The sequence below is a fragment of the Burkholderia sp. 10_S31 genome (genome assembly GCF_056930375.1).
The window spans coordinates 327,293-347,231 of sequence record NZ_JBXOWK010000001.1 but is presented as its reverse complement, the minus strand read 5'-3'; the positions used below and the strand labels follow the sequence as shown (position 1 = coordinate 347,231).

18 protein-coding genes are annotated in these 19,939 nt (G+C 66.9%); 10 read left to right on the top strand and 8 right to left on the bottom strand.

Annotated elements, in window-relative coordinates:
- Nucleotides 1–3: 3 nt before the first annotated feature.
- The gene (gene parA / locus AC1Z3W_RS01565; protein ID WP_006751663.1) at nt 4–666 is read right to left on the bottom strand and encodes a ParA family partition ATPase; all 663 of its coding nucleotides are present in this window, start codon (nt 664–666) and stop codon (nt 4–6) included.
- Between the two features lie 928 nt (nt 667–1,594).
- Between parA and arsC the strand changes: the two genes are divergently transcribed.
- The gene (gene arsC, locus AC1Z3W_RS01560) at nt 1,595–1,951 is read left to right on the top strand and encodes an arsenate reductase (glutaredoxin) (RefSeq protein ID WP_483506731.1); all 357 of its coding nucleotides are present in this window, start codon (nt 1,595–1,597) and stop codon (nt 1,949–1,951) included.
- A 127-nt stretch (nt 1,952–2,078) separates the two neighbouring features.
- Here arsC and AC1Z3W_RS01555 read toward each other — a convergent pair whose 3' ends face one another.
- The 3 genes from AC1Z3W_RS01555 to AC1Z3W_RS01545 all read right to left on the bottom strand — a co-directional run bounded on the left by AC1Z3W_RS01555 (nt 2,079) and on the right by AC1Z3W_RS01545 (nt 3,780).
- Nucleotides 2,079–2,669, bottom strand: a complete 591-nt coding sequence (locus AC1Z3W_RS01555) for a hypothetical protein (RefSeq protein ID WP_483506729.1) — start codon at nt 2,667–2,669, stop codon at nt 2,079–2,081.
- 297 nt (nt 2,670–2,966) lie between these two features.
- Entirely contained in the window at nt 2,967–3,203 is a 237-nt protein-coding gene (locus AC1Z3W_RS01550) for a zf-HC2 domain-containing protein (RefSeq protein WP_082664634.1), read from the bottom strand.
- Nucleotides 3,184–3,780, bottom strand: coding sequence for an RNA polymerase factor sigma-70 (locus AC1Z3W_RS01545; RefSeq protein ID WP_483506727.1), 597 nt, complete (start codon nt 3,778–3,780; stop codon nt 3,184–3,186). The genes AC1Z3W_RS01550 and AC1Z3W_RS01545 overlap by 20 nt, the downstream gene beginning before the upstream one ends.
- Before the next feature lie 371 nt (nt 3,781–4,151).
- Here AC1Z3W_RS01545 and AC1Z3W_RS01540 point away from each other — a divergent pair, with 371 nt between their 5' ends.
- Nucleotides 4,152–4,706 carry an NADPH-dependent FMN reductase gene (locus AC1Z3W_RS01540; RefSeq protein WP_057925463.1) on the top strand — a complete coding sequence of 185 codons (555 nt, stop codon included), beginning with the start codon at nt 4,152–4,154 and terminating at the stop codon, nt 4,704–4,706.
- Between the two features lie 45 nt (nt 4,707–4,751).
- Here AC1Z3W_RS01540 and AC1Z3W_RS01535 read toward each other — a convergent pair whose 3' ends face one another.
- Nucleotides 4,752–6,992 carry a hybrid sensor histidine kinase/response regulator gene (locus tag AC1Z3W_RS01535; RefSeq protein WP_483506725.1) on the bottom strand — a complete coding sequence of 747 codons (2,241 nt, stop codon included), beginning with the start codon at nt 6,990–6,992 and terminating at the stop codon, nt 4,752–4,754.
- A 468-nt stretch (nt 6,993–7,460) separates the two neighbouring features.
- Between AC1Z3W_RS01535 and AC1Z3W_RS01530 the strand changes: the two genes are divergently transcribed.
- From AC1Z3W_RS01530 to AC1Z3W_RS01520, 3 genes are read left to right on the top strand one after another with little or no spacing between them, the layout of a single operon-like run.
- Nucleotides 7,461–7,829 carry a response regulator gene (locus tag AC1Z3W_RS01530; RefSeq protein ID WP_011548759.1) on the top strand — a complete coding sequence of 123 codons (369 nt, stop codon included), beginning with the start codon at nt 7,461–7,463 and terminating at the stop codon, nt 7,827–7,829.
- Nucleotides 7,822–8,448, top strand: a complete 627-nt coding sequence (locus AC1Z3W_RS01525; protein ID WP_057925465.1) for a chemotaxis protein CheC — start codon at nt 7,822–7,824, stop codon at nt 8,446–8,448. The genes AC1Z3W_RS01530 and AC1Z3W_RS01525 overlap by 8 nt, the downstream gene beginning before the upstream one ends.
- A complete protein-coding gene (locus tag AC1Z3W_RS01520; protein ID WP_057925466.1) occupies nt 8,445–9,401 on the top strand; it encodes a GGDEF domain-containing protein in 957 nt (318 codons plus the stop codon). The genes AC1Z3W_RS01525 and AC1Z3W_RS01520 overlap by 4 nt, the downstream gene beginning before the upstream one ends.
- A 46-nt stretch (nt 9,402–9,447) precedes the next feature.
- Here the strand turns inward: AC1Z3W_RS01520 and AC1Z3W_RS01515 are convergent, their stop codons facing one another.
- Nucleotides 9,448–10,332, bottom strand: coding sequence for an alpha/beta fold hydrolase (locus AC1Z3W_RS01515; protein ID WP_124832569.1), 885 nt, complete (start codon nt 10,330–10,332; stop codon nt 9,448–9,450).
- Nucleotides 10,333–10,542: 210 nt separating this feature from the next.
- Here AC1Z3W_RS01515 and AC1Z3W_RS01510 point away from each other — a divergent pair, with 210 nt between their 5' ends.
- From AC1Z3W_RS01510 to AC1Z3W_RS01490, 5 genes are all read left to right on the top strand, one after another.
- Nucleotides 10,543–10,875, top strand: a complete 333-nt coding sequence (locus tag AC1Z3W_RS01510) for a hypothetical protein (protein WP_124832570.1) — start codon at nt 10,543–10,545, stop codon at nt 10,873–10,875.
- A 257-nt stretch (nt 10,876–11,132) separates the two neighbouring features.
- Complete coding sequence (gene hpnD, locus AC1Z3W_RS01505) at nt 11,133–11,981, top strand: presqualene diphosphate synthase HpnD (protein WP_006757769.1); 849 nt, start codon at nt 11,133–11,135, stop codon at nt 11,979–11,981.
- Nucleotides 11,982–11,985: 4 nt separating this feature from the next.
- Nucleotides 11,986–13,239 carry a hydroxysqualene dehydroxylase HpnE gene (gene hpnE, locus AC1Z3W_RS01500; RefSeq protein ID WP_057925469.1) on the top strand — a complete coding sequence of 418 codons (1,254 nt, stop codon included), beginning with the start codon at nt 11,986–11,988 and terminating at the stop codon, nt 13,237–13,239.
- Between the two features lie 15 nt (nt 13,240–13,254).
- On the top strand, nt 13,255–15,228 hold the full coding sequence (gene shc / locus AC1Z3W_RS01495; RefSeq protein WP_057925470.1) for a squalene--hopene cyclase: 1,974 nt from the start codon (nt 13,255–13,257) through the stop codon (nt 15,226–15,228).
- Between the two features lie 3 nt (nt 15,229–15,231).
- Nucleotides 15,232–15,939, top strand: coding sequence for a phosphorylase (locus tag AC1Z3W_RS01490; protein WP_082664636.1), 708 nt, complete (start codon nt 15,232–15,234; stop codon nt 15,937–15,939).
- Between the two features lie 113 nt (nt 15,940–16,052).
- Here AC1Z3W_RS01490 and AC1Z3W_RS01485 read toward each other — a convergent pair whose 3' ends face one another.
- Nucleotides 16,053–17,057: an MlaA family lipoprotein gene (locus AC1Z3W_RS01485; RefSeq protein ID WP_124832571.1), complete on the bottom strand. Its 1,005-nt coding sequence runs from the start codon at nt 17,055–17,057 to the stop codon at nt 16,053–16,055.
- Nucleotides 17,050–19,683 (bottom strand): hopanoid transporter HpnN, encoded by a 2,634-nt coding sequence (gene hpnN / locus AC1Z3W_RS01480; RefSeq protein ID WP_057925472.1) that lies wholly within the window; start codon nt 19,681–19,683, stop codon nt 17,050–17,052. The genes AC1Z3W_RS01485 and hpnN overlap by 8 nt, the downstream gene beginning before the upstream one ends.
- Between the last annotated feature and the right edge of the window lie 256 nt (nt 19,684–19,939).

Sequence of the window (19,939 nt, the reverse complement as noted above, 5' to 3'; positions counted from 1 at the left end):
AAGTCAGGGCAGCATGGCGACGATTTCGTCGGCACATGCGCGGATTTCCGCGGCGGCCAGCTTGGCGCCACGGTCGTTCATCTGCAGCACGGTCTGACCGAGCGCCATCGCCTGCTTGTACGCTTCCCGGGTCGGGATTTGCGTCTTCAATAATGGGAAGCCGAGTTCCTCGAGCGCGCGCTTGAGTTCGCGGGTCAGCATGCGCTTCTCTTCGGTCTTGTTCAGCAGGAAGACGGCACGGAGGTCTTCGTTCATCACCTGCGCCTGCTGGATCAGTTTGACCAGCCCGACGCTCGACCAGTAGTCGGCCGGTGACGACGAAGTCGGGATCACGGCGATCGATGCGGCCAGCAGCACGACGCCGGAAACCTTCTCGGTGATCGACGGCGGACAATCGACGACGATGATGTCGTAGTCGTTGATGAACTTCTTGATCTCGCGATGGATTTGGCCGCCAGCTTCGGCGAGGTTGACGACAGGGAAAGGGATGCCGGCGTCGCTGTCACCGGATGCGCTCGACCAGTGAATCAGTGTGTTTTGACCGTCGGCATCGATGACGAGGACGCGCTTCCCTTTTTCATGGAACGCCGCGCCGAGGTGCATGGCAATCGTGCTTTTGCCGACGCCGCCTTTTTGTTGAGTGACTGCAATGATTTCCGCGGCCAATTTTCACTCCTGTTTTTGGTCGTTGGAATTCTACAGGACGATATTTATATTTCAATGAAATTGTCGTTCATCAACTACGCATTGGCCATTCAGGCTATGGGTTTATGCGCATAAACGGATTGGGGATGTCGGATCGGTGGAAAGGATGGAGGCGCAGGCATGGATGACGAGCGGAGGGGCTTCGCGCCGACAGCCGTTTGGGATCGTGTTCGAGATGCCGCTCGTTGCGATGTATCAGGACCTCCCCTATCGCTTGTTGAGCGAGGGCGCTGTCTCGGTGACGGTGGAGTTTGTGCGCATAAACTTCCGCCGCGCCGGCGAGCGTTTACGGTGCAGGGTCTTCGCTCGCGCCCGCGCCCGGATGACGCATTCTGCCCCGCTCGGGTCGACCTGATATCGTCGTGTGCTGCGACGAAGAGCGGGCCGTTCCACCAGTGTTTATGCGCATAAACCACCGAGAGAGAATCGGTGGCCAGCCATGAGCGGCCGTACATCGACCGACGTACAGTCGACCTTGCAGCGATGACCCGGGCGCCGTGGCGTATCGCCCCGCCGATATTCGAGGCCCCGTCGTGCACGGATCGACCGTGATATCAGTGGCCCTCCCGCTCGGGAAGCGACGGCTTTATGCGCATAAACCTAACGACGGATAAACAAGGCGGCGGCCTGTTGATTTTCTGCAATCCGCCATAGAGGTGCGTCGTGATGCACCTGCGCTATTCCCAACCAAGACGGTCCCGGTAATCGCCCGCGCAATGCACTTTATGCGCATAAACGCAGCAGCACGCTGTGCACTTACCAGTACTACTGGTTCATCCCACGCGTCGTCCAAGTCTTCAACTTCCCCTTCGCACGCCCCCCATACCCCACCGAAACGCGCGCAACCAGACTGGCTACAATACGGGCCTCTTCCATCCTGGCCTGAACGATGATCACGATCTACCACAACCCCCGCTGCTCGAAGTCCCGTGAGACGCTCGCACTGGTCGAGACGCTGAACACCACCGGCACGCCGGTGAATGTCGTCGAGTATCTGAAGACGCCGCCGACGGTCGAGGAACTGGAAACGCTGCGTCGTCAGCTTGGGCGATCCGTGCGCGATATGCTTCGCGATGGAGAGGAGCCGTACAAGGTGCTGGATCTTGCCCGCGTGAGTCTGACCGATGCGGAGGCCTACGAAGCGATTGCTGCCCATCCGATTCTGCTGCAGCGTCCGATCGTCGTGTATCGAGGCAAGGCAGCCATCGGTCGGCCGCCCGAATTGGTGCGCGCACTCTTTGAATAATTGATGTTCGGCGTATTTTTCTTATCGCATCGATCCGGCACAAGCGTGTCGGATCGACCGAATGAATCCGCGTACTGCAAATCGATCACGGTGACCGCGCTGCCGGCAGTCACGGAACAGGATGGCCTCAACCGCTCGCCGCGGCGATCAGGGCGTCGGATCGACGGGCCTTGTTCACGTGCTGCAACCGATCATCCTGGCCGTACTGGCAGCAGTCGCTGACCGTGATGACCCTCACCCGCCGCAGCGCCCAACCGTCGAGCGTGCCGAATCCATCTGCCGAATCCATCTGCCGAATCCATCTGCCGAATCCATCTGCCGAATCCATCTGCCGAATCCATCTGCCGAATCCATCTGCCGAATCCATCTGCCGAATCCATCTGCCGAATCCATCTGCCGAATCCATCCGCCGAATCCATCCGCCGAATCCATCCGCCGAATCCATCCGCCGAATCCATCCGCCGAATCCATCCGCCGAATCCATCCGCCGAATCCATCCGCCGAATCCATCCGCCGAATCCATCCGCCGAATCCATCCGCCGAATCCATCCGCCGAATCCATCCGCCGAATCCATCCGCCGAATCCATCCGCCGAATCCATCCGCCGAATCCATCCGCCGAATCCATCCGCCGAATCCATCCGCCGAATCCATCCGCCGAATCCATCCGCCGAATCCATCCGCCGAATCCATCCGCCGAATCCATCCGCCGAATCCATCCGCCGAATCCATCCGCCGAATCCACCCGCCGAATCCACCCGCCGAATCCACCCGCCGAATCCCCCCGCCGAATCCCCCCGCCGAATCCATCCGCCGAATCCATCCGCCGAATCCATCCGCCGAATCCATCCGCCGAATCCATCCGCCGCCGCCGATCGATCTTCGTCGCGACGCTGCCACCAGCACTGCATTCAATGACCGCGAGTCGCGAGTCACTTCCAGCGGCAACTCATCGACGTCGACAACGACCGCGCCCGCAGCCCTCGCCACACGCGACCTCGAACGACACCGCCAACTCAGCCCTGACCGTCTCCCGACGACGCATCCCGTTCGCTGTCCGCCCCATCCGCCGCACCCCGCCCCGCCGCCGCATGCGCAGCCGTCCGCAGCAGCGCAATCTGCCCGCGATACGCCCTGCACCCACTGCAAGCCGGCAGATGCACGCGCACCTGCATGCGTTCATACAGCGTCAAGGACCGGTCGAGCGCATCCGACAGCAGTCGCGTCACGTCCCTACATTTCCCCGGCAGCATCTTCGGTCGTCAGTCCTTTTTCGCTGAGGCAGGTGCGCAGGCGCGTGCGCGCCCGATACAGCAGCACGCTGCAATGGTTCGTCGTCAACGTCAGTTCGCTGCAGATATCGGCGATCTCGACATCGAGGAATTCGCGCATCATGAACACGCGGCCGATGTGTTCCGGCAGATGATCAAGGCAGACCTGGAACAGGGACCAGAACTGCTGTTGCTGCAATAGCGTCTCGGGGCGCGGCCACGGCCGCGGCTTGGTATGCGCGTCCCAGTGCCCGTTTTCCTTGAACAGCTCGCGGTCGAGTGCGGATTCGCCATCGAGCTCCGCGTCGAGCGCGGACAGGCTCACGGTCCGCTGTCGCACGCGCAGGATGTCGATCAGCTTGTTGCGCAGGATCCCGAACACCCAGGTCTTGTGTGCGGACCGTCCCGCGAACTCGCCCGCATGCGACCACGCGGCGGTCAGCGCTTCCTGCACGGCATCCTCGGCCGCATCGGCATCGCGCAACTGGAGCCGCGCGAAGCGCAGCAGGTCGTGCCGCAGTTGTGCGAGATAGGCGGGGTCGTCGTACGCGGACGGCATGGCGGGTCAGGAGCCTTACGAAATGAAAGCGATCGCGTGTGTCACCGGGCGCGCGCGTCGCGGTGCGAGCAGCTTACTGGGCGCGACGCCGCGCTGCAACGCATGTTCCGTCACGAATTCATCAAGCCGGCCGGCGCGCTGCGCTATGCTTGCCGGAACCCTGTGTCGCGCGCCGCGAACTCGCGATGCGGGCGATCTGTAACATCAGACCTTAACGGTCAAGTTATCCACAATTTCTGTGGAAAACCTTGTGGAAAGTCGGCCGGTCGGCCCCGTGGGACGGTCCGCGGGCTGGCTTGCCTATAAACAGACCTTTATCGCCTTTCCCGAATCAATCGATCCGATTCTTCACTCACCGGAAGGAGAATGCCATGTCCTATCGTGTTGCAGTCGTCGTCGGCAGCCTGCGTCGCGGTTCCTGGAATCGCGCGCTCGCGCACGCCGTGATCTCGCTCGCCCCCGCCGATTTCTCGTTCGAATTCGTCGAGATCGGCGAACTGCCGCTTTACAGCCAGGACTACGACGCGGAATTTCCGGACGTCGCGAAGCGCTTCAAGCAGTCGATCGAAGCCGCCGACGCGCTGCTGTTCGTCACGCCCGAGTACAACCGCTCGATTCCGGGTGTGCTGAAGAATGCACTCGACTGGGGCTCGCGTCCGTGGGGGCACAACTCGTGGTCCGGCAAGCCGGGCGCGGTGCTCGGCACGTCGCCCGGCGCGGTCGGCACCGCGCTCGCGCAGCAGCACCTGCGCAACGTGCTCGCGTATCTCGACGTGAAGATGCTCGGACAGCCGGAGATGTTCATCAAGCATGACCCGGCGCGCATCGACGACCAGGGCCAGATCGTCAGCGAGGACACGCGCAAGTTCCTGCAGGGCTTCGTCGACCGCTACGTCGACTGGGTGCGCGAGCTGAAGTCGGCCTGATCGCCGCACCCTTCCCGCTGCCGGCACCGGCCCGCGTGCCGCGGATCAGGCGCCGGCATGCCGCGCATCGCGCGCTTCGCGGATGCCGAGCAGGATCTCGTCGAGCAGCGCGATGTCGAACGGCTTCGACAGCACGCGCACGTTGACGGTACGCGTGCGGTCGAGTTCCTCCGCGTAACCCGTGACCAGGATCACGGGCAGCTTTCCCGGCCGCTTGTCGATCGCTTCGGCGAGATCGATGCCGTTCAGGCGGCCCGGCATGTGGATATCCGAGATCACCAGGTCGAATGCGTCGTTCGCGGCCGCACCCTCGATCAGGCGCAGCGCGTCGTCGGCGGTGGGCGCATAGGTGACGCGGTGGCCGAGCAGCGTGATCAGCGCTTCGGTGCCGGCCGCAACTTCGCTGTTGTCTTCGACCAGCAGCACGTGCAGGCCCGCGAGCGCGCCCGTGTCGTGCGCGGCGGCCTGCGGCCGCGCGACGATGTCCTCGACGCGGGCGCGCGGCAGGTAGAGGCGCACCGACGTGCCGGCGCCGACCGCGCTGTCGATCGTCGCAAGGCCGCCCGAGCGCTCGCAGAACGCGAACACCTGCGGCAGCCCGAGCCCCGTTCCCATCCCCTGCGCCTTCGTCGTGAACAGCGGCTCGAACGCGCGCGCGAGCACGTCGGGCGCCATGCCCGAGCCCGTATCGTCGAGCGAGATCTGCACGAAGTCGCCGGTGAGCGGAAAGCCGTCCTCGCCGCGCAGCGTGACGTTGCGCGCGCCGACCGTGAAGCGGCCGCCGATCGTCATCGCGTCGCGCGCGTTGACGGCGAGGTTGATCACCGCGAGTTCGAGCTCCGCGACATCGACCCGGATCGGCCATACACCGGGTTCGATCGCGACGACCAGCAACGACTTCGAACCGAGCGACGTCTTCAGCAGTTCGCGGCACGTGCCGAGCCACTGGCCGATGTCGATCGTCTCGTTGTGCAGCGGCTGCTTGCGCGCGACGCCGAGCAACTGGCGCGTGAGCGACTGGCCGTTCTTCAGCGCGCGTTCGATTGCGCCGAGTTCCTTGTCGAGATGCTGGACGCCGCGTCGCCGCGCGATCTGCACGTTGCTCGAGATGATCATCAGCAGGTTGTTGAAGTCGTGCGCGACGCTGCCGACCAGGTTGCCGAGCGCCTGCATCTTGCGCGACTGCCGGTACGCCGATTCGATCGAGCGCCGCATCGACGCTTCCGCCTGCCAGCGATCCCACGCCTCCTCTTCCGCCTTCAGCCGCTTCAGCGACAGCCAGATCACCGACCACAGCGCGACCGACGGCGCGAACATCGAGATGAACAGCACGCTCAGGTGTTCGTACCACTCACGCCAGATCGCCGACGTGCGGTACGCACAGATCACGTACACGGGATAGCTGCCGACCTGGCGGTACGCGACGATCTCGCTGGCGCCGTCGTGGCGCACGCGCACGACGCCGGCGCGCGGATCGTTGCGCGTGTTGCCGAACGTGGCCGTGCGATCGGTGTGCGCGAGCGACGGCGGCGGCGGATACGACGCGATCACCGCGCCGTCGGAGCGCGCGAGCGCCATCGTCATCGGCGTGGCCGCGCCGCCGAGAAGGTCGCGGTAGAACGCATTGAAGTACGACGATTTCAGCGCGATCGACACCATCCCGGCGAACGACCCGTCGCTGTGGCGTCGCGCGACGCCCGTGTTGAACACGGGGATGTTCTCGAGCTTGAGCGGCCCCATCATCAGCCGCGAGACATGTTCGATGAACTTGCCGTCGCGAATGCCGGTGAAGTCGTCGCGGTTCGCGATCGACGCATAGGGCGCCGGATAGTAGAGGCTGTTCGCGAGCAGCATTCCGCTCGCGCCGAAGATCGACACCGCGGCCACCTGCGGATAGCCGCCGCCGATCGTGTTCAGCGCCTCGTGGATGTCGGATTCGTGGCGGCGCACGGTGGCGTCGTCCATGTCCTGCACAAGGTCGACGATGCGCGCATCGAGCGTTTCGCTCAGGTCGAACACCTTGAGCGCATGTTCCTCGGCCACGCGCACGGTGCGCATCGTCACGTCGCTCGCCGCGGCTTCGCGTGCCTTCAGGTCGTTGTACGCCATGACCGACACGTAGATGCACGGCAGCACGATCGCCGCGACCAGCAGCACGATCAGCGTCACGCGCCGAACCGCGAAATCGTGCTCGGGCGCGCCGGACGCATAGTTGCCGTCGTCCTGCCAGTCGTCGGCGGGCGTGGAGGCAGGTGGGCGGGAGTCGGCGGGACGTTCGGACGTCATTGAAGAAAGCGGGTCAAGCTGAGGTGTTCAATCATAAACGAGTTGCGTGCGCCCGCCGCACCCCGGCACGGACGGTCAACCTGATGATTCCGACAGGGGCAACCTGAAAGATTGAAAACGCTATGAATCCGGCAGCGCAAACGTACACAAAGAAAAATTTTGCGTGCATATCTCGAAAATGGTTGCAACTGTTTTCGGAATACCGTGCGATTGGATCGATTCTGTTCGAAATTGTGAAAATGGCGAGTTGCACCGCCTTCGGTTTACTCAGAGAATCGCGCCTTGCTTTCCCTATGACTGATATATGCGCCCGCCGGCGTTTGCGGCGCGGTGTGTCGCGTGCCACGTGCCGCGGTGCCCGCGCGCGGCCGCACGGTGGCTGCCCGCGCTTGATTGCATGGCGCCTCAAGAAGCGCGCCGCGCGGTCGTTAACGCGAGAGAGACCATTCCGTATACCGCTTCGCCGCCATGCCTTTGCCGATCGTGATCGCCGACGATTCCTTGCTCGCTCGCAAACTTCTGACAAAGGCACTGCCGGGGGACTGGGATGTCGACGTCGCGTACGCGGCGAATGGTCGCGAGGCCCTGGCGCTCTATCGTGACGGCAAAGCTTCCGTGATGTTTCTGGACCTGACGATGCCCGACATGAGCGGCTATCAGGTGCTGGAGACACTGCGCCACGAAGATCTGAACACGTTCGTGATCGTGGTATCCGCCGATATCCAGCCGCAGGCGCAAGCACGCGTGCGCGAGCTGGGCGCGATCGCATTCGTTGCCAAGCCCGTGACGTCGGAGGCGTTGCTGCCCATTCTCAAGGAGTATGGGTTGTATGCCTGAATCGGTGTTCACGGCGGAGCAGCGCGACGCGTTGCAGGAGATCGCCAACCTCGCGATGGGCCGCGCCGCCGCACGGCTCGCGCTGCTGCTCGGACATTTCATCGAGCTGTCGGTACCGCGCGTGCGCGTCGTGAAGGCCGCCGATGCGGGCGACGCGTTGCGCGAGATGACGGGCATCCACGAGAACGTGACGGCCGTGCGCCAGGGTTTTCGTTCCGACATCAAGGGCGAGGCGATCGTGCTGTGCCGCAGCGCGGGTGTCGCGCGGCTCATGTCGCTGATGGACCGCACGTTCGGCGACGGCGCGTATGCCGGCATGGCGACGCAGGACGAACTCGTGTTCGATGTCGCGAACGTGCTGATGAGCGCGTGCGTCGCGTCGATCCTCGACGAACTCGGCCGCAAGCCCGTGTTCTTCCCGCCGGGGCTGCTCGGCGCGAACGTGTCGTTCGACGACGTGTTCCAGGCGAACGCGCTCGCATGGAGCGTCGCGCTGCTGCTCGAAGTGAATTTCGGACTCGAGGATCACGCGTTTCGCGCACATTTCGTGATGCTGATGGCCGAGGATTCGATCCGGCTGATGGGCGACGCGCTCGACGCGTTGCTGTCCGCGCTATGAACGCTATCCGCACGACCACTGCCGCCGCCGCGTCGCTGAGCGACCTCGTGATCGAACGGGTGGGCTTCGGCCTGTTCGTGCTCGACCGCGCGATGACCGTGCTGATGTGGAACCGCTTCATGCAGGACCACAGTGGCATCCCGGCTGCCGACGTGATCGGCCGCAACCTGTTTGACTGCTTTCCGACGCTGCCGCGCGCATGGCTCGAACGCAAGCTCGAGAGCGTGTTCCAGCTCGGCAGCTTCGCGTTCAGCTCGTGGGAGCAGCGGCCCTACCTGTTTCGCTTCGAGCACGATCGGCCGATTACCGGCGGCGTCGACTACATGCAGCAGGACTGCACGTTCATGCCGCTCACGCGCGGCCGCGAAGTCGAGGCCGTGTGCGTGACGATCTCGGACGTCACGCACGTGAGCGTGATGCAGCGCGAGCGCGAGGAGGCGGTCGCGAAGTTGCGCGAGCATGCGAATCGCGACGGCCTCACCGGCATCGCGAACCGGCGCTTCTTCGAAGCGCGGCTCGGTGACGAGTTCGCGCGCTGGCAGCGCTACGGCGGCGACCTGTCGGTGCTGCTGTTCGATCTCGACCACTTCAAGACGATCAACGACCGGTTCGGGCATGCGGCCGGCGATGCGGTATTGCGCGAGACGGCGCGTCGCGTCGCATCGATCGTGCGCGCACAGGATACGTTCGGCCGCTTCGGTGGCGAGGAATTCGCGCTGCTGCTGCCGTGCACGAATCTCGACGAGGCGATGAAGGTGGCCGACAAGGTGCGCGTCGCGATCGGCAGCAAGCCGGTCGATGCGGAAGGCGTCAGCGTGCCGGTGACGGCGAGCGTCGGCGGCGCATGCGCGACCGCCGGCGCGCCGGCGTGCGACGTGCTCGTCAACGAGGCCGACACCGCGCTCTATCGCGCGAAGCGGCTCGGGCGCGACCGGTCGATCGCGTACGCGTGACCGTTGCGGCGCCGCGCCGCCGCTCCCCACGCGCGATACGCGTCGTTCAGCTTTTCGCGATGTCGGCCAGCACGCCGGCCAGCACGGCCGGCTGCGACACGAACGGCGAATGGCTGCTGTCGAGCTGATGCACGTGCGTCGGGTTGCCGGGCACGAACGCGTCGGCTTCGTCGATGAAGCGCTGCTGCAGCGCGGGCAGGATCACCCGATCCGCGAGGCACTTGATGTAGTGACGGTCGATCGCGCCCCAGCGCGCGGGCGTCGTCGGGATCGCGGTCGCGAACGGCGCGGCCGGCACGTCGCAGGTCATCAGGTTCGCCACCGCCTCGAAGTCGGCCTGCGGCACGTCGTCGTACAGCGCGCGCTTTGCCAGCTCGCGATAGGCGGGTTCGCCGCTGCGCGGATCGATCCGCAGCGCGCCCGCGACGCGCGGGCTCGCCAGCATCAGCGGCCCCAGCATTTCCCCCTTGTTCTCGGGCGCGCGTACGTAGTCGAGGCCCGGCACGCCCGACGCGGGCATGAACGCCGCGAGATAGACGATCTTCGCGATCTTCTCCGGCGCGCGTTCCGCCGCGGCCGTGATCGCGAGGCCGCCCATGCTGTGCCCGACGAGCACGACCTTGCCGCGGCCGAGCGCGTACGCGTCGTCGACGGCCTGCATCACCTGCGTCGCGTAATCGTCGAGCGTGGTATTTGCGACCGGCGACGGTTCGGCGCCGAATGCGTCCTTGTCGAGCGGCCGTTCGAGATAGGACGCAGGAAAGCGGGCGTTGATGCCGTGCGCGGGCAGGTCGCGCGCGATCGACAGGTAGCCGCGCGCGGCCAGCGCGGCCGCCACGTGCGCGTAGCACCACGCACCGTGCCACGCGCCGTGCACCAGCACGAAAACCGGATGGTCGGATTGCGGGGGGGCGGTTACGTTCGTCTCCATGGTGTCCGTCTTTTTCGAGATCTAGGAAGGTGTTCATCTTAGACGAAGCCGCGCGCGTCCAAGCAGGAACGCGCGGCCCGGTCGTGCGTGGGTTCGCACAGGTCGCCGCGATGCGGCCCTTTTGTCTCGTACAGGCCACATTTCGTCCTGATCTGATTTGAATTTGCGCCGAAGCGCGCTAATTTGACGCTTTGCTCCCGATTGCGTCCCATGAACGTCGACTACCTCTTCTACCGGCGGCCGGATAAGCCTGGCCCCTATTCCCTCGACGACCTGGGCGACATCGCGCCGCCGATCGGCCCGAGCGACGTGGTGCGCGCGGGAATCGCGCGCGTGTTCGAGCAGATCGACTGGCAGGAGTCGCCAGACGTGCCGGGCGCATGGTTCGGCACGGGCGGCCCGTCGTTCCAGTTCACGGCGGAACCCGACGGGCGCGTGACGAGCTTCATGGGCTCGCGGCTCGAGCGCCGTTCGATGCTGCAGCTGACTCGCGAAATGGGGCTCATCGCGCTCGATCTGCAGCGCGACATCGTCTACGGCTGACGGGCGGCGCGACGCCGTCCTCATCGGGGCCGGCCGCGCCGGCCCGCCAGCCTGCAGGCGGCCCGCCGCGCGCGGCGCGTGTCCGCCATCGAACTTCAAAGATTGCTATACTTTCGCCCAATTCCGGCTTCCGGCCGGTAATTTGTGCCTGTCTGCGTCGATCGTTCGCATATCTCGCACGCATTTGACGCCCTGACCAACCCAGCCGGGCATGGCTTCTTCAATCGCCCCGCGTGGGTGCCTCCGTGGAGCTCGTCTTGGCCGTTTCCAATCTCGTCGTGGACGAACAAGAAACCGACGCCGCTGCCGTCACATCGGGCAGTTCTTTCTATTTGGCGATGCGCATCCTGCCGGCGGTGCAGCGCGACGCGATGTTCCAGGTCTACGCGTTCTGCCGCGCGGTCGACGACATCGCCGACAGCGACCTGCCGCGCGCCGAGCGCAACGCGGGCCTCGATCGCTGGCGCGCGGACATCGACGCGTGCTTCGCCGGCCAGCCGCCGCGCCATCTGGTCGCGCTCGAGCGCGAGATCCGCGCGTTCGACCTGAAGCGCGAGGACTTCCACGCGATGATCGACGGGATGGCGATGGACGCCGCCGAAGACATCTGCGCGCCGGACGAACCGACGCTCGACCTGTTTTGCGATCGCGTGGCGAGCGCGGCCGGCCGTCTGTCGGTGAGGATTTTCGGGATCCCGGAAGCGGAAGGCATCGAGTTGTCGCACCACCTCGGCCGCGCACTGCAGCTGACCAACATCCTGCGCGACATCGACGACGACGCGGCGATCAACCGCTGCTACCTGCCGCGCGAGCTGCTTGCGCGCGAAGGCATCGCGATCACCGATCCGGCGACGATCGTGCGCGACCCGGCGCTGCCGCGTGTCTGCGCGACGCTCGTCGAGCGCGCGCTTGAGCATTTCCGCGCGGCGGACGCCGTGATGGACACCTGCACGCGTGCGCAGGTCAAGGCGCCGCGCATCATGTCGGGCGCGTACCGCTGCATTCTCGAGGCCGCGATCGCGCGCGGCTTCGCCGCCCCGCGCGCGCCGCTGCGCAAGCCGAAGGCGCGCATGCTGATGATCGCCGCGCGCTACGCGCTGTTCTGAGCCGATGCCCAGAACCGTCCACGTGATCGGTGCAGGACTCGCGGGCCTGTCGGCGGCGGTCGAGCTGCAACGTCGCGGGCGGCGCATCGTGCTGCACGACGCGCATGCGCACGCGGGCGGCCGCTGCCGCTCGTGGTTCGACGGAACGCTGAACACGACGCTCGACAGCGGGCTGCATCAGGTTTTCGCGGGACAGGCCGCGACGCAGCGCTATCTGCGCGCGATCGGTGCGGCCGATCAGCTCACGGGGCCCGCGCTGCCTGAATGTCCGGTGGTCGACGTTGCTGCGCAGCAGCGCTGGACGCTGCGCTTTGGCAACGGGCGCTGGCCGTCGTGGCTGTTCGACGCCGCGTCGCGCGCGCCGGGCACCACGCCGCTCGACTATCTCGCGCTGGCCCCGCTCGCGGTCGCGCGCACCGGCCGCTCGCTCGCACAGACGATGCGATGCGACGGCGTGCTGTGGGATCGTTGGCTGCGGCCGTTTTTCCTCGGGGTGCTGAACGTCGAGCCGCGCCACGCGAGTGCGGAACTCGCGCGCGCGGCGCTGTGCGGCACGTTTGCCGCGGGCGGCCCCGGTTGCCGTCCGCTCGTCGCGCGCCACGGGCTCGGCAGTGCCTTCGTCGAACCGGCACTGCGGATGCTGCAGCACGGCGGCGCGCAGATCCGGCTGAACTCGCGGCTCGATGTGTTCGAATTCGGCGCGCACGGCAATGCGGTCGACGCGGTCACGATCGGCGGCGAGCGCGTCGATCTCGCGCCGGGCGACGCGATCGTGCTGGCCGTGCCGCCCGAGGTCGCGCAGCCGCTCGTCCCGGATCTTGCCGCGCCCGACACGTTCAGTGCAGTCGTGACCGCGTATTTCGCGGTCGACACACCGGCCGGCAGCCCGCTGCAGACGACCGTTGTCAACGGCGTCGTCGACGCGGTGCGCACCGGCGGCGGCCCGCTCGCGGCGACGATCCGTGACGCGGGGCGCTGGCTCGACATGCCGCGCGACGCGCTCGCGCGGCGCATCTGGGAAGACGTCGCGCGCGTGAGCGGCGCGAACCCGGAAACCATCCCCGCGTGGCAGCTCGTCGTCGAGCCGCGCGCGAGTTTTGCGGCGGTGCCGCCGCAGGAAATGAAACGTCCGGCCGCGCGTACGCGCTGGACCAATCTTGTGCTGGCAGGCGACTGGATTGCCACCGGCTTGCCCGCCACGATCGAGGGCGCGATCCGTTCCGGCCAGCTGGCCGCGGACGTGCTCCAGACACAGTAAGTAACAGAGGGACCGATGAACGATCTCACCGAAATGGCTACCCTGTCCGCCGCCACCGCGCCGGCCGGGCTCGACGCGGCCGTTGCCGGCGCAACCGATGCGCTGCTGGCCGCGCAGAACGCGGACGGACACTGGGTCTACGAACTTGAGGCCGATTCGACGATTCCCGCCGAATACGTGCTGCTCGTCCACTATCTCGGCGAGACGCCGAACCTCGAGCTCGAACAGAAGATCGGCCGCTATCTGCGCCGCATCCAGCAGGCCGACGGCGGCTGGCCGCTGTTCACCGACGGCGCGCCGAACATCAGCGCGAGCGTGAAGGCGTATTTCGCGCTGAAGGTGATCGGCGACGACGAGAACGCCGAGCATATGCAGCGTGCGCGCCGTGCGATCCACGCGATGGGCGGCGCCGAGATGTCGAACGTGTTCACGCGGATCCAGCTCGCGCTGTACGGTGCGATTCCGTGGCGCGCGGTGCCGATGATGCCGGTCGAGATCATGCTGCTGCCGCAGTGGTTCCCGTTCCATCTGTCGAAGGTGTCGTACTGGGCGCGTACCGTGATCGTGCCGCTGCTGGTGCTGAACGCGAAGCGGCCGCTCGCGAAGAACCCGCGCGGCGTGCGCATCGACGAGCTGTTCATCGATCCGCCCGTCAACGCCGGCCTGCTGCCGCGCCAGGGCCACCAGAGCCCCGGCTGGTTCGCGTTCTTCCGCGTGGTCGACCATGCGTTGCGCGCGGTCGACGGCCTGTTTCCGAGCTACACGCGCGAACGCGCGATCCGCCAGGCCGTGTCGTTCGTCGACGAGCGCCTGAACGGCGAGGACGGCCTCGGCGCGATCTATCCGGCGATGGCCAACTCGGTGATGATGTACGACGTGCTCGGCTATGCGGAAGATCATCCGAACCGCGCGATCGCGCGCAAGTCGGTCGAGAAGCTGCTCGTCGTGCAGGAGGACGAAGCGTATTGCCAGCCGTGCCTGTCGCCGGTATGGGACACGTCGCTCGCCGCGCATGCGCTGCTCGAGACCGGCGATGCGCGTGCCGAGGAAGCCGTGCTGCGCGGCCTCGAATGGCTGCGCCCGCTGCAGATCCTCGACGTGCGCGGCGACTGGATCTCGCGCCGCCCGAACGTGCGGCCGGGCGGCTGGGCATTCCAGTACGCGAACGCGCACTATCCGGACGTCGACGATACGGCGGTGGTCGTGGCGGCGATGGATCGCGTGCAGAAACTCAGGCAGAACGATGCGTATCGCGATTCGATCGCGCGTGCGCGCGAGTGGGTCGTCGGGATGCAGAGCAGCGACGGCGGCTGGGGCGCGTTCGAACCGGAAAACACGCAGTACTACCTGAACAACATCCCGTTCTCGGATCACGGCGCACTGCTCGATCCGCCGACGGCCGACGTGTCGGGCCGCTGCCTGTCGATGCTGTCGCAGCTCGGCGAGACGCCGCTGAACAGCGAGCCGGCGCGCCGCGCGCTCGACTACATGCTGAAGGAGCAGGAGCCGGACGGCAGCTGGTACGGCCGCTGGGGGATGAACTACGTGTACGGCACGTGGACGGCCCTGTGCTCGCTGAACGCGGCCGGCCTGACGCCGGACGATCCGCGCATGAAGCGCGGCGCGCAGTGGCTGCTCTCGATCCAGAACAAGGACGGCGGCTGGGGCGAGGACGGCGACAGCTACAAGCTCAACTACCGAGGCTTCGAGCAGGCGCCGAGCACGGCGTCGCAGACGGCCTGGGCGCTGCTCGGCCTGATGGCGGCCGGCGAGGTGAACAACCCGGCCGTCGCGCGCGGCATCGAGTACCTGATCGCGAACCAGAACGAAGAGGGCCTGTGGGACGAGACGCGCTTCACGGCGACGGGCTTCCCGCGCGTGTTCTACCTGCGCTACCACGGCTATCGCAAGTTCTTCCCGCTGTGGGCGCTTGCGCGCTATCGCAACCTGAAGCGCGACAACGCCACGCGCGTGACGGTCGGGCTGTAACGCGTGGCGCCGACGCAGCACAACGGCACGTTGCCCGTCATCGCCGTCACGGGGATGGCGTTCGAGGCACGCATCGCGCGCGGTCGCGGTGTCGAGGCCGTGTTCGCCGCGCGGGCCGACCGGCTCGAGCGTGCGTTGGCCGAGGCGACCGCGCGCGGTTGCGCGGGCATCGTGAGCTTTGGCACGGCGGGCGGCCTTGCGCCCGACCTCGCGCCCGGCGCACTCGTGATCGCGGATGCGATCGACGGGCCGTTCGGCCGCGTGCAGACCGATCCGGGCTGGAGCGCGCGGCTCGTCGCGGCGCTGCACGACACGCCGGTGTGGGCGCGCATCACGCGCGGCACGATGGCGGCGGTCGGCGCGCCGGTGGTCAGCGAGCAGGAGAAGGCGTCGCTGCACCGCGCGAAGGGTGCGCTCGCCGTCGACATGGAATCGCATATCGCCGCGGCCTTCGCGGCGTCGCGCGGCGTGCCGTTCGCGGTGTGCCGCGCGATCGTCGACCCGGCGTGGCGCACACTGCCGCGCGCGGCGACGGCCGGCCTGCGTGACGACGGCAGCACCGCGATCCTGCCGATCCTGCGCGAACTGCTGAAGCAGCCGTCGCAGCTCGGCCCGCTGCTGCAGGTCGCGGGCGACGCGCGCGCGGCGCGCACGACGCTGATCCAGGCGCGGCACGCATTCGAGCGTGCGGGCGCGATGCGGATTGCCTGAGCGGCGTTCGCTGCGTTCTCCTTTCCCCCTTCCTTTTTCCGTTCGCGTACGCGCAAAAAAAGAGCGCCGCATGATGCAGCGCTCTTCGGCTTTCCGGTGGATTCCGCGCCGCGTTACTGCGCGGCCGGACTGCTCGCAGGCACGGTCGGCATCGCTGGCGCGATCGGCGCGCCGTTGGCGGCGGGCGCGGTCGTTGCCCCGGCCGATACCGCCTCAGGGGCCGCGGCAGGCGCACTCGCGGGCATCGCATTGTCCGCGCCCGGATCGTCATACTGCGGCAACCCCGGTGCAGCCGGCGCGTTGTTCGGCGCGGCGCCGCCCGCCCCGCCCGACTCGCCCGGATCCTCGTAGTTCGGCAAGCCCGGCACGGCCGGCGTGGCCGCCGGCACCGCGCCCGATTCACCCGGCTCGGCGTAGTTCGGCGGCGCGGCCGATGCCGACTGGCCGTGATACGTCAGCGACTTGCGTTGCTGCAGGTACGCGTCGCGGACGAACGAATACGGATCGAGCGCCGCCTGCTTCAGCAGATCGGTTGCGCCGAGCAGGTCCGAACGCGCGCTGATGAACTGCGCGATGTACATCGGATTGCGCACGGCCGGCTCGATGTAGTTCAGCAGGTTGAAGCGGACGTCCACCGCGCGGCCGACACCGTCGCGAATCGTGCTCGGGCCGAACACCGGCAGCACGAGGTACGGGCCGGACGGCATGCCCCAGCGCGCCATCGTCAGCCCGAAATCCTGGTGATGTTTCGGCAGGCCGGCCGGCGTCGCGATGTCGATCAGGCCGCCGACGCCGAACACCGAGTTCATCGCCACGCGCATCAGATCCTGCGTCGCATCCGTGATGCGCAGCTGCAACAGGTTGTTCGCCATGTTGCCGAGATCGCCGAGGTTCGAGAAGAAGTTGCTGATCGCGGTGCGCATCGGCGTCGGCGTGATCTTCTGGTACCCCTTCGCGATCGGCACGGCGATGTTCGTGTCGACCGTGTCGTTGAACTTGTACATCGCCCGGTTCATCGGCTCGAGCGGGTCGTTGGGGTTGCGGTTCGGGCCCGTCGCGCAGCCGCTCAGCACTGCGCTGGCAGCGACGGTCGCCGCAATGATTCGCACCTTATTCATTGTTTCCTTGCGATTGGTTCTTGGCGCGTTTGACGCGCGGTTTGCCCATCAGGACGGGCTGAAATACCACGGCGCCGATCAGCGTGCAGGTCAACGCCAGCGCGAGCAGCTTGCCCATGCTCGACGTGCCCGGATGATGCGACAGCCACAGGCTGCCAAAGGCGGTTGCCGTCGTCGCGGCGCTGAACAGCACCGCGTGCGTGAGGCTCGAATGCAGCAGGCCCGTCTGGCCCGCGCGCCACGCCATCACGAAGTACACCTTGAACGCGACGCCGACGCCGAGCATCAGCGGCAGCGCGATGATGTTCGCGAAGTTCAGCGACATGCCGAGCACGACGCACATCTCGAGCGTGACGAGACCCGACACGAGCAGCGGCACCAGCGTGCGCAGCACGTCGCCGAAGCGGCGCAGCGTGATCCACAGCAGGATCGTGATCGAGATGATCGACCACAGCGCCGCGTGCAGGAACGCGTTGATGATCGTGTCGGCCGAATGCAGGATCGAGATCGGGCCGCCGATCGCGCCAGGTTCCGCGGCCTTCACTGCCTTCGCGAAGTGGCGCAGCATCGTGTCGTCGTTCGGGTCGACGCCCTTCGGCACCTTCGGCGAAATCTGCACGAGCGCGTGGCCGTCGGGTGCGATCCAGTCGCGCACGAGCTGCGGCGGCAGCGATTCGCGCGTGACGTCCTGCGGCTGCAGCAGCGTCGCGAGCTGGTTGAGCGCGATGCGCAGCGTGTCGGAGAACGCGCGCTCGGCGCGGTCGCGCGTCGCGCTGTCGGCGGCGGCGAGCTTCGCGAGCGATGCCGACAGATGCTGTGCGGCGGCCGCGCCCGGCCCCGGGTGGTCTTCCGCCGCGTAGCTCAGCAGGTCGGACGCGCGCTTGAGCGCGGCGACCCGCTGCGCGTCGGGCACGCTCGGCGCGGCCGGCTGCGTCAGCGCGGGCAGCAGGTCGCTCGCGGCCGCGGCGATCGCCGCGCGCTTGGCCGGCTGGTCGGCCGGGACGAAGGTCGTGAGCGTCGTCGTGCGGCCGACTTCCGGCAGCGCGTCGAGGCGTTTCGCGGCCGCGTCGGCATCGGCGAGCGACGGCGCGAGCAGCGTGACGTCGTTGACGGCTGCTTCGGGCGAATCCTTCAGCGCGAGCAACGTCGCCATCGATTCGCTGTGCGGATCCTTCAGGTGCAGCGGGTTGAAGTCGAAGTGCAGGAACGCGAGCAGCGGCAGCGCGCCGATCACGACGGCGAGCGTGCCGATCAGGATCGGCTTGCGATGGCGATCGAGGAAGTCGTCGACCGGCGCGAGCCACGGGAAGCCCGGCGTCTTCGATTCGCCGGGCGGCGCGAACAGGCGCAGCAGTGCGGGCAGCAGCGTGAGCGTGGTCAGCAGCGCGACGAACATCCCGACGCCCGCGATCAGGCCGAGCTCGGACACGCCGCGATAGGCGGTGGGGATGAACGAGAAGAAGCTCGCCGCGACCGCCGCGGTGGCGAGTGCGAGCGGCATGCCCATCGAGTGCGCGGCGCCGATCAGCGCGTGATCGATGCGCGGATCGCGGAAGCGTTCCTCGCGGTACTTCACGCCGTACTGGATCGAGAAGTCGACGCCGAGGCCGACGAACAGCACCATGAACGCGACCGAGATCATGTTCAGCGAACCGACCATCGCGAGGCCGAGCGCGGCAGTCACGACGAGGCCGACGAATAGCGTGACGAGCACGGAGCCGATCATCCGCTTCGAGCGCAGCGCGAGCCACAGGATGACGAGCACGGCGAGCAGCGTGAGCGCGCCGTTGAGCGCGGCGCCGTCTTCCACCGACGCGAATTCGTCGTCTGCGAGCGGCTGTTCGCCGGTCAGGCGCACGACCGCGCCGTAGCGCTGCTCGAGGCCGAGCGCTTTCGCGGTATCGCGGATCACCTGGGTCGTTTCGGCGCCGGCCTTCAGCGCGCCGTAGTTGACGACCGGCTGCACGGTGACGAACGCGCGTGCGGGCTGGCGCGCGGCGTCGCTGTCGACCAGCCCGCGCCACGAGAACGCGGCCGGCTTGCCGGCCAGCACGTCGTCGACCGTCGCGGCGCTGCGTGCGAGCAGTTTCGCCATCGAGGGCAGCTTCACCTGGCCCGTCAGGAGCGGCTGGCCGAGCGTGGTGGACAGCGTGGTCGCGAGCCCCGTCAGGCTCGGGTTCTTCGCGAGTTCGTTGACGAGCGGGCGCGCGCTCGCGAGCTGCGACGTCGTATCCGACACTTCCTGCGGCGACAGGAACAGCAGCCCGTTGTGCTCGAAGAACGGGCCGCCGCCGGGTTCGGCGACCTGGCCGATGCGGCCGGCGTCGGCCTGCTTCTGCAGTGCTTCGGTGAGCGCATGCGCGGCGGCGGTCGCGAATTCGGGCGCGGGCGCCTCGACTACCGTGAGGATCGTGCCGTTGCGTTGCGGGAACGCGTTGTCGACGGCCTGGCCGAGCACGGCCCATTGCGGTTCCGCGTCGACGAGCTTGCTGATGTCCGTGTTGATCTTGAAGTGCTGCGCGACATAGACGCCGCTGAAGAGGGCGATGACGAGCGACAGCACGACGACCCAGACGGGGCGGCGTACCGACAATGCGACGAGTCGGACGATGAGAGATGTCACCATGTGGCGGTGGGAAGGGGCTGGCAAGGGCAAAGGAACGAGTATACCGGCGCAACGTGGCGTCAGTCGCGACGTTGGCGCGTAAAGGGGCGGGAAGGATATTTGCTCCGCAGCACACGAATCGGCGCAGGTAGCCCCGCAATTTGTATGGGGATATTTACATAATCGGCCGGAATCGCGCGGCGGCGGGTCCTGTGACAAAAGGGGTTCAAAGGTAACAGTCGGTCACCGCGCGGCAGGCGGGCGCCCCGGCCGCTAT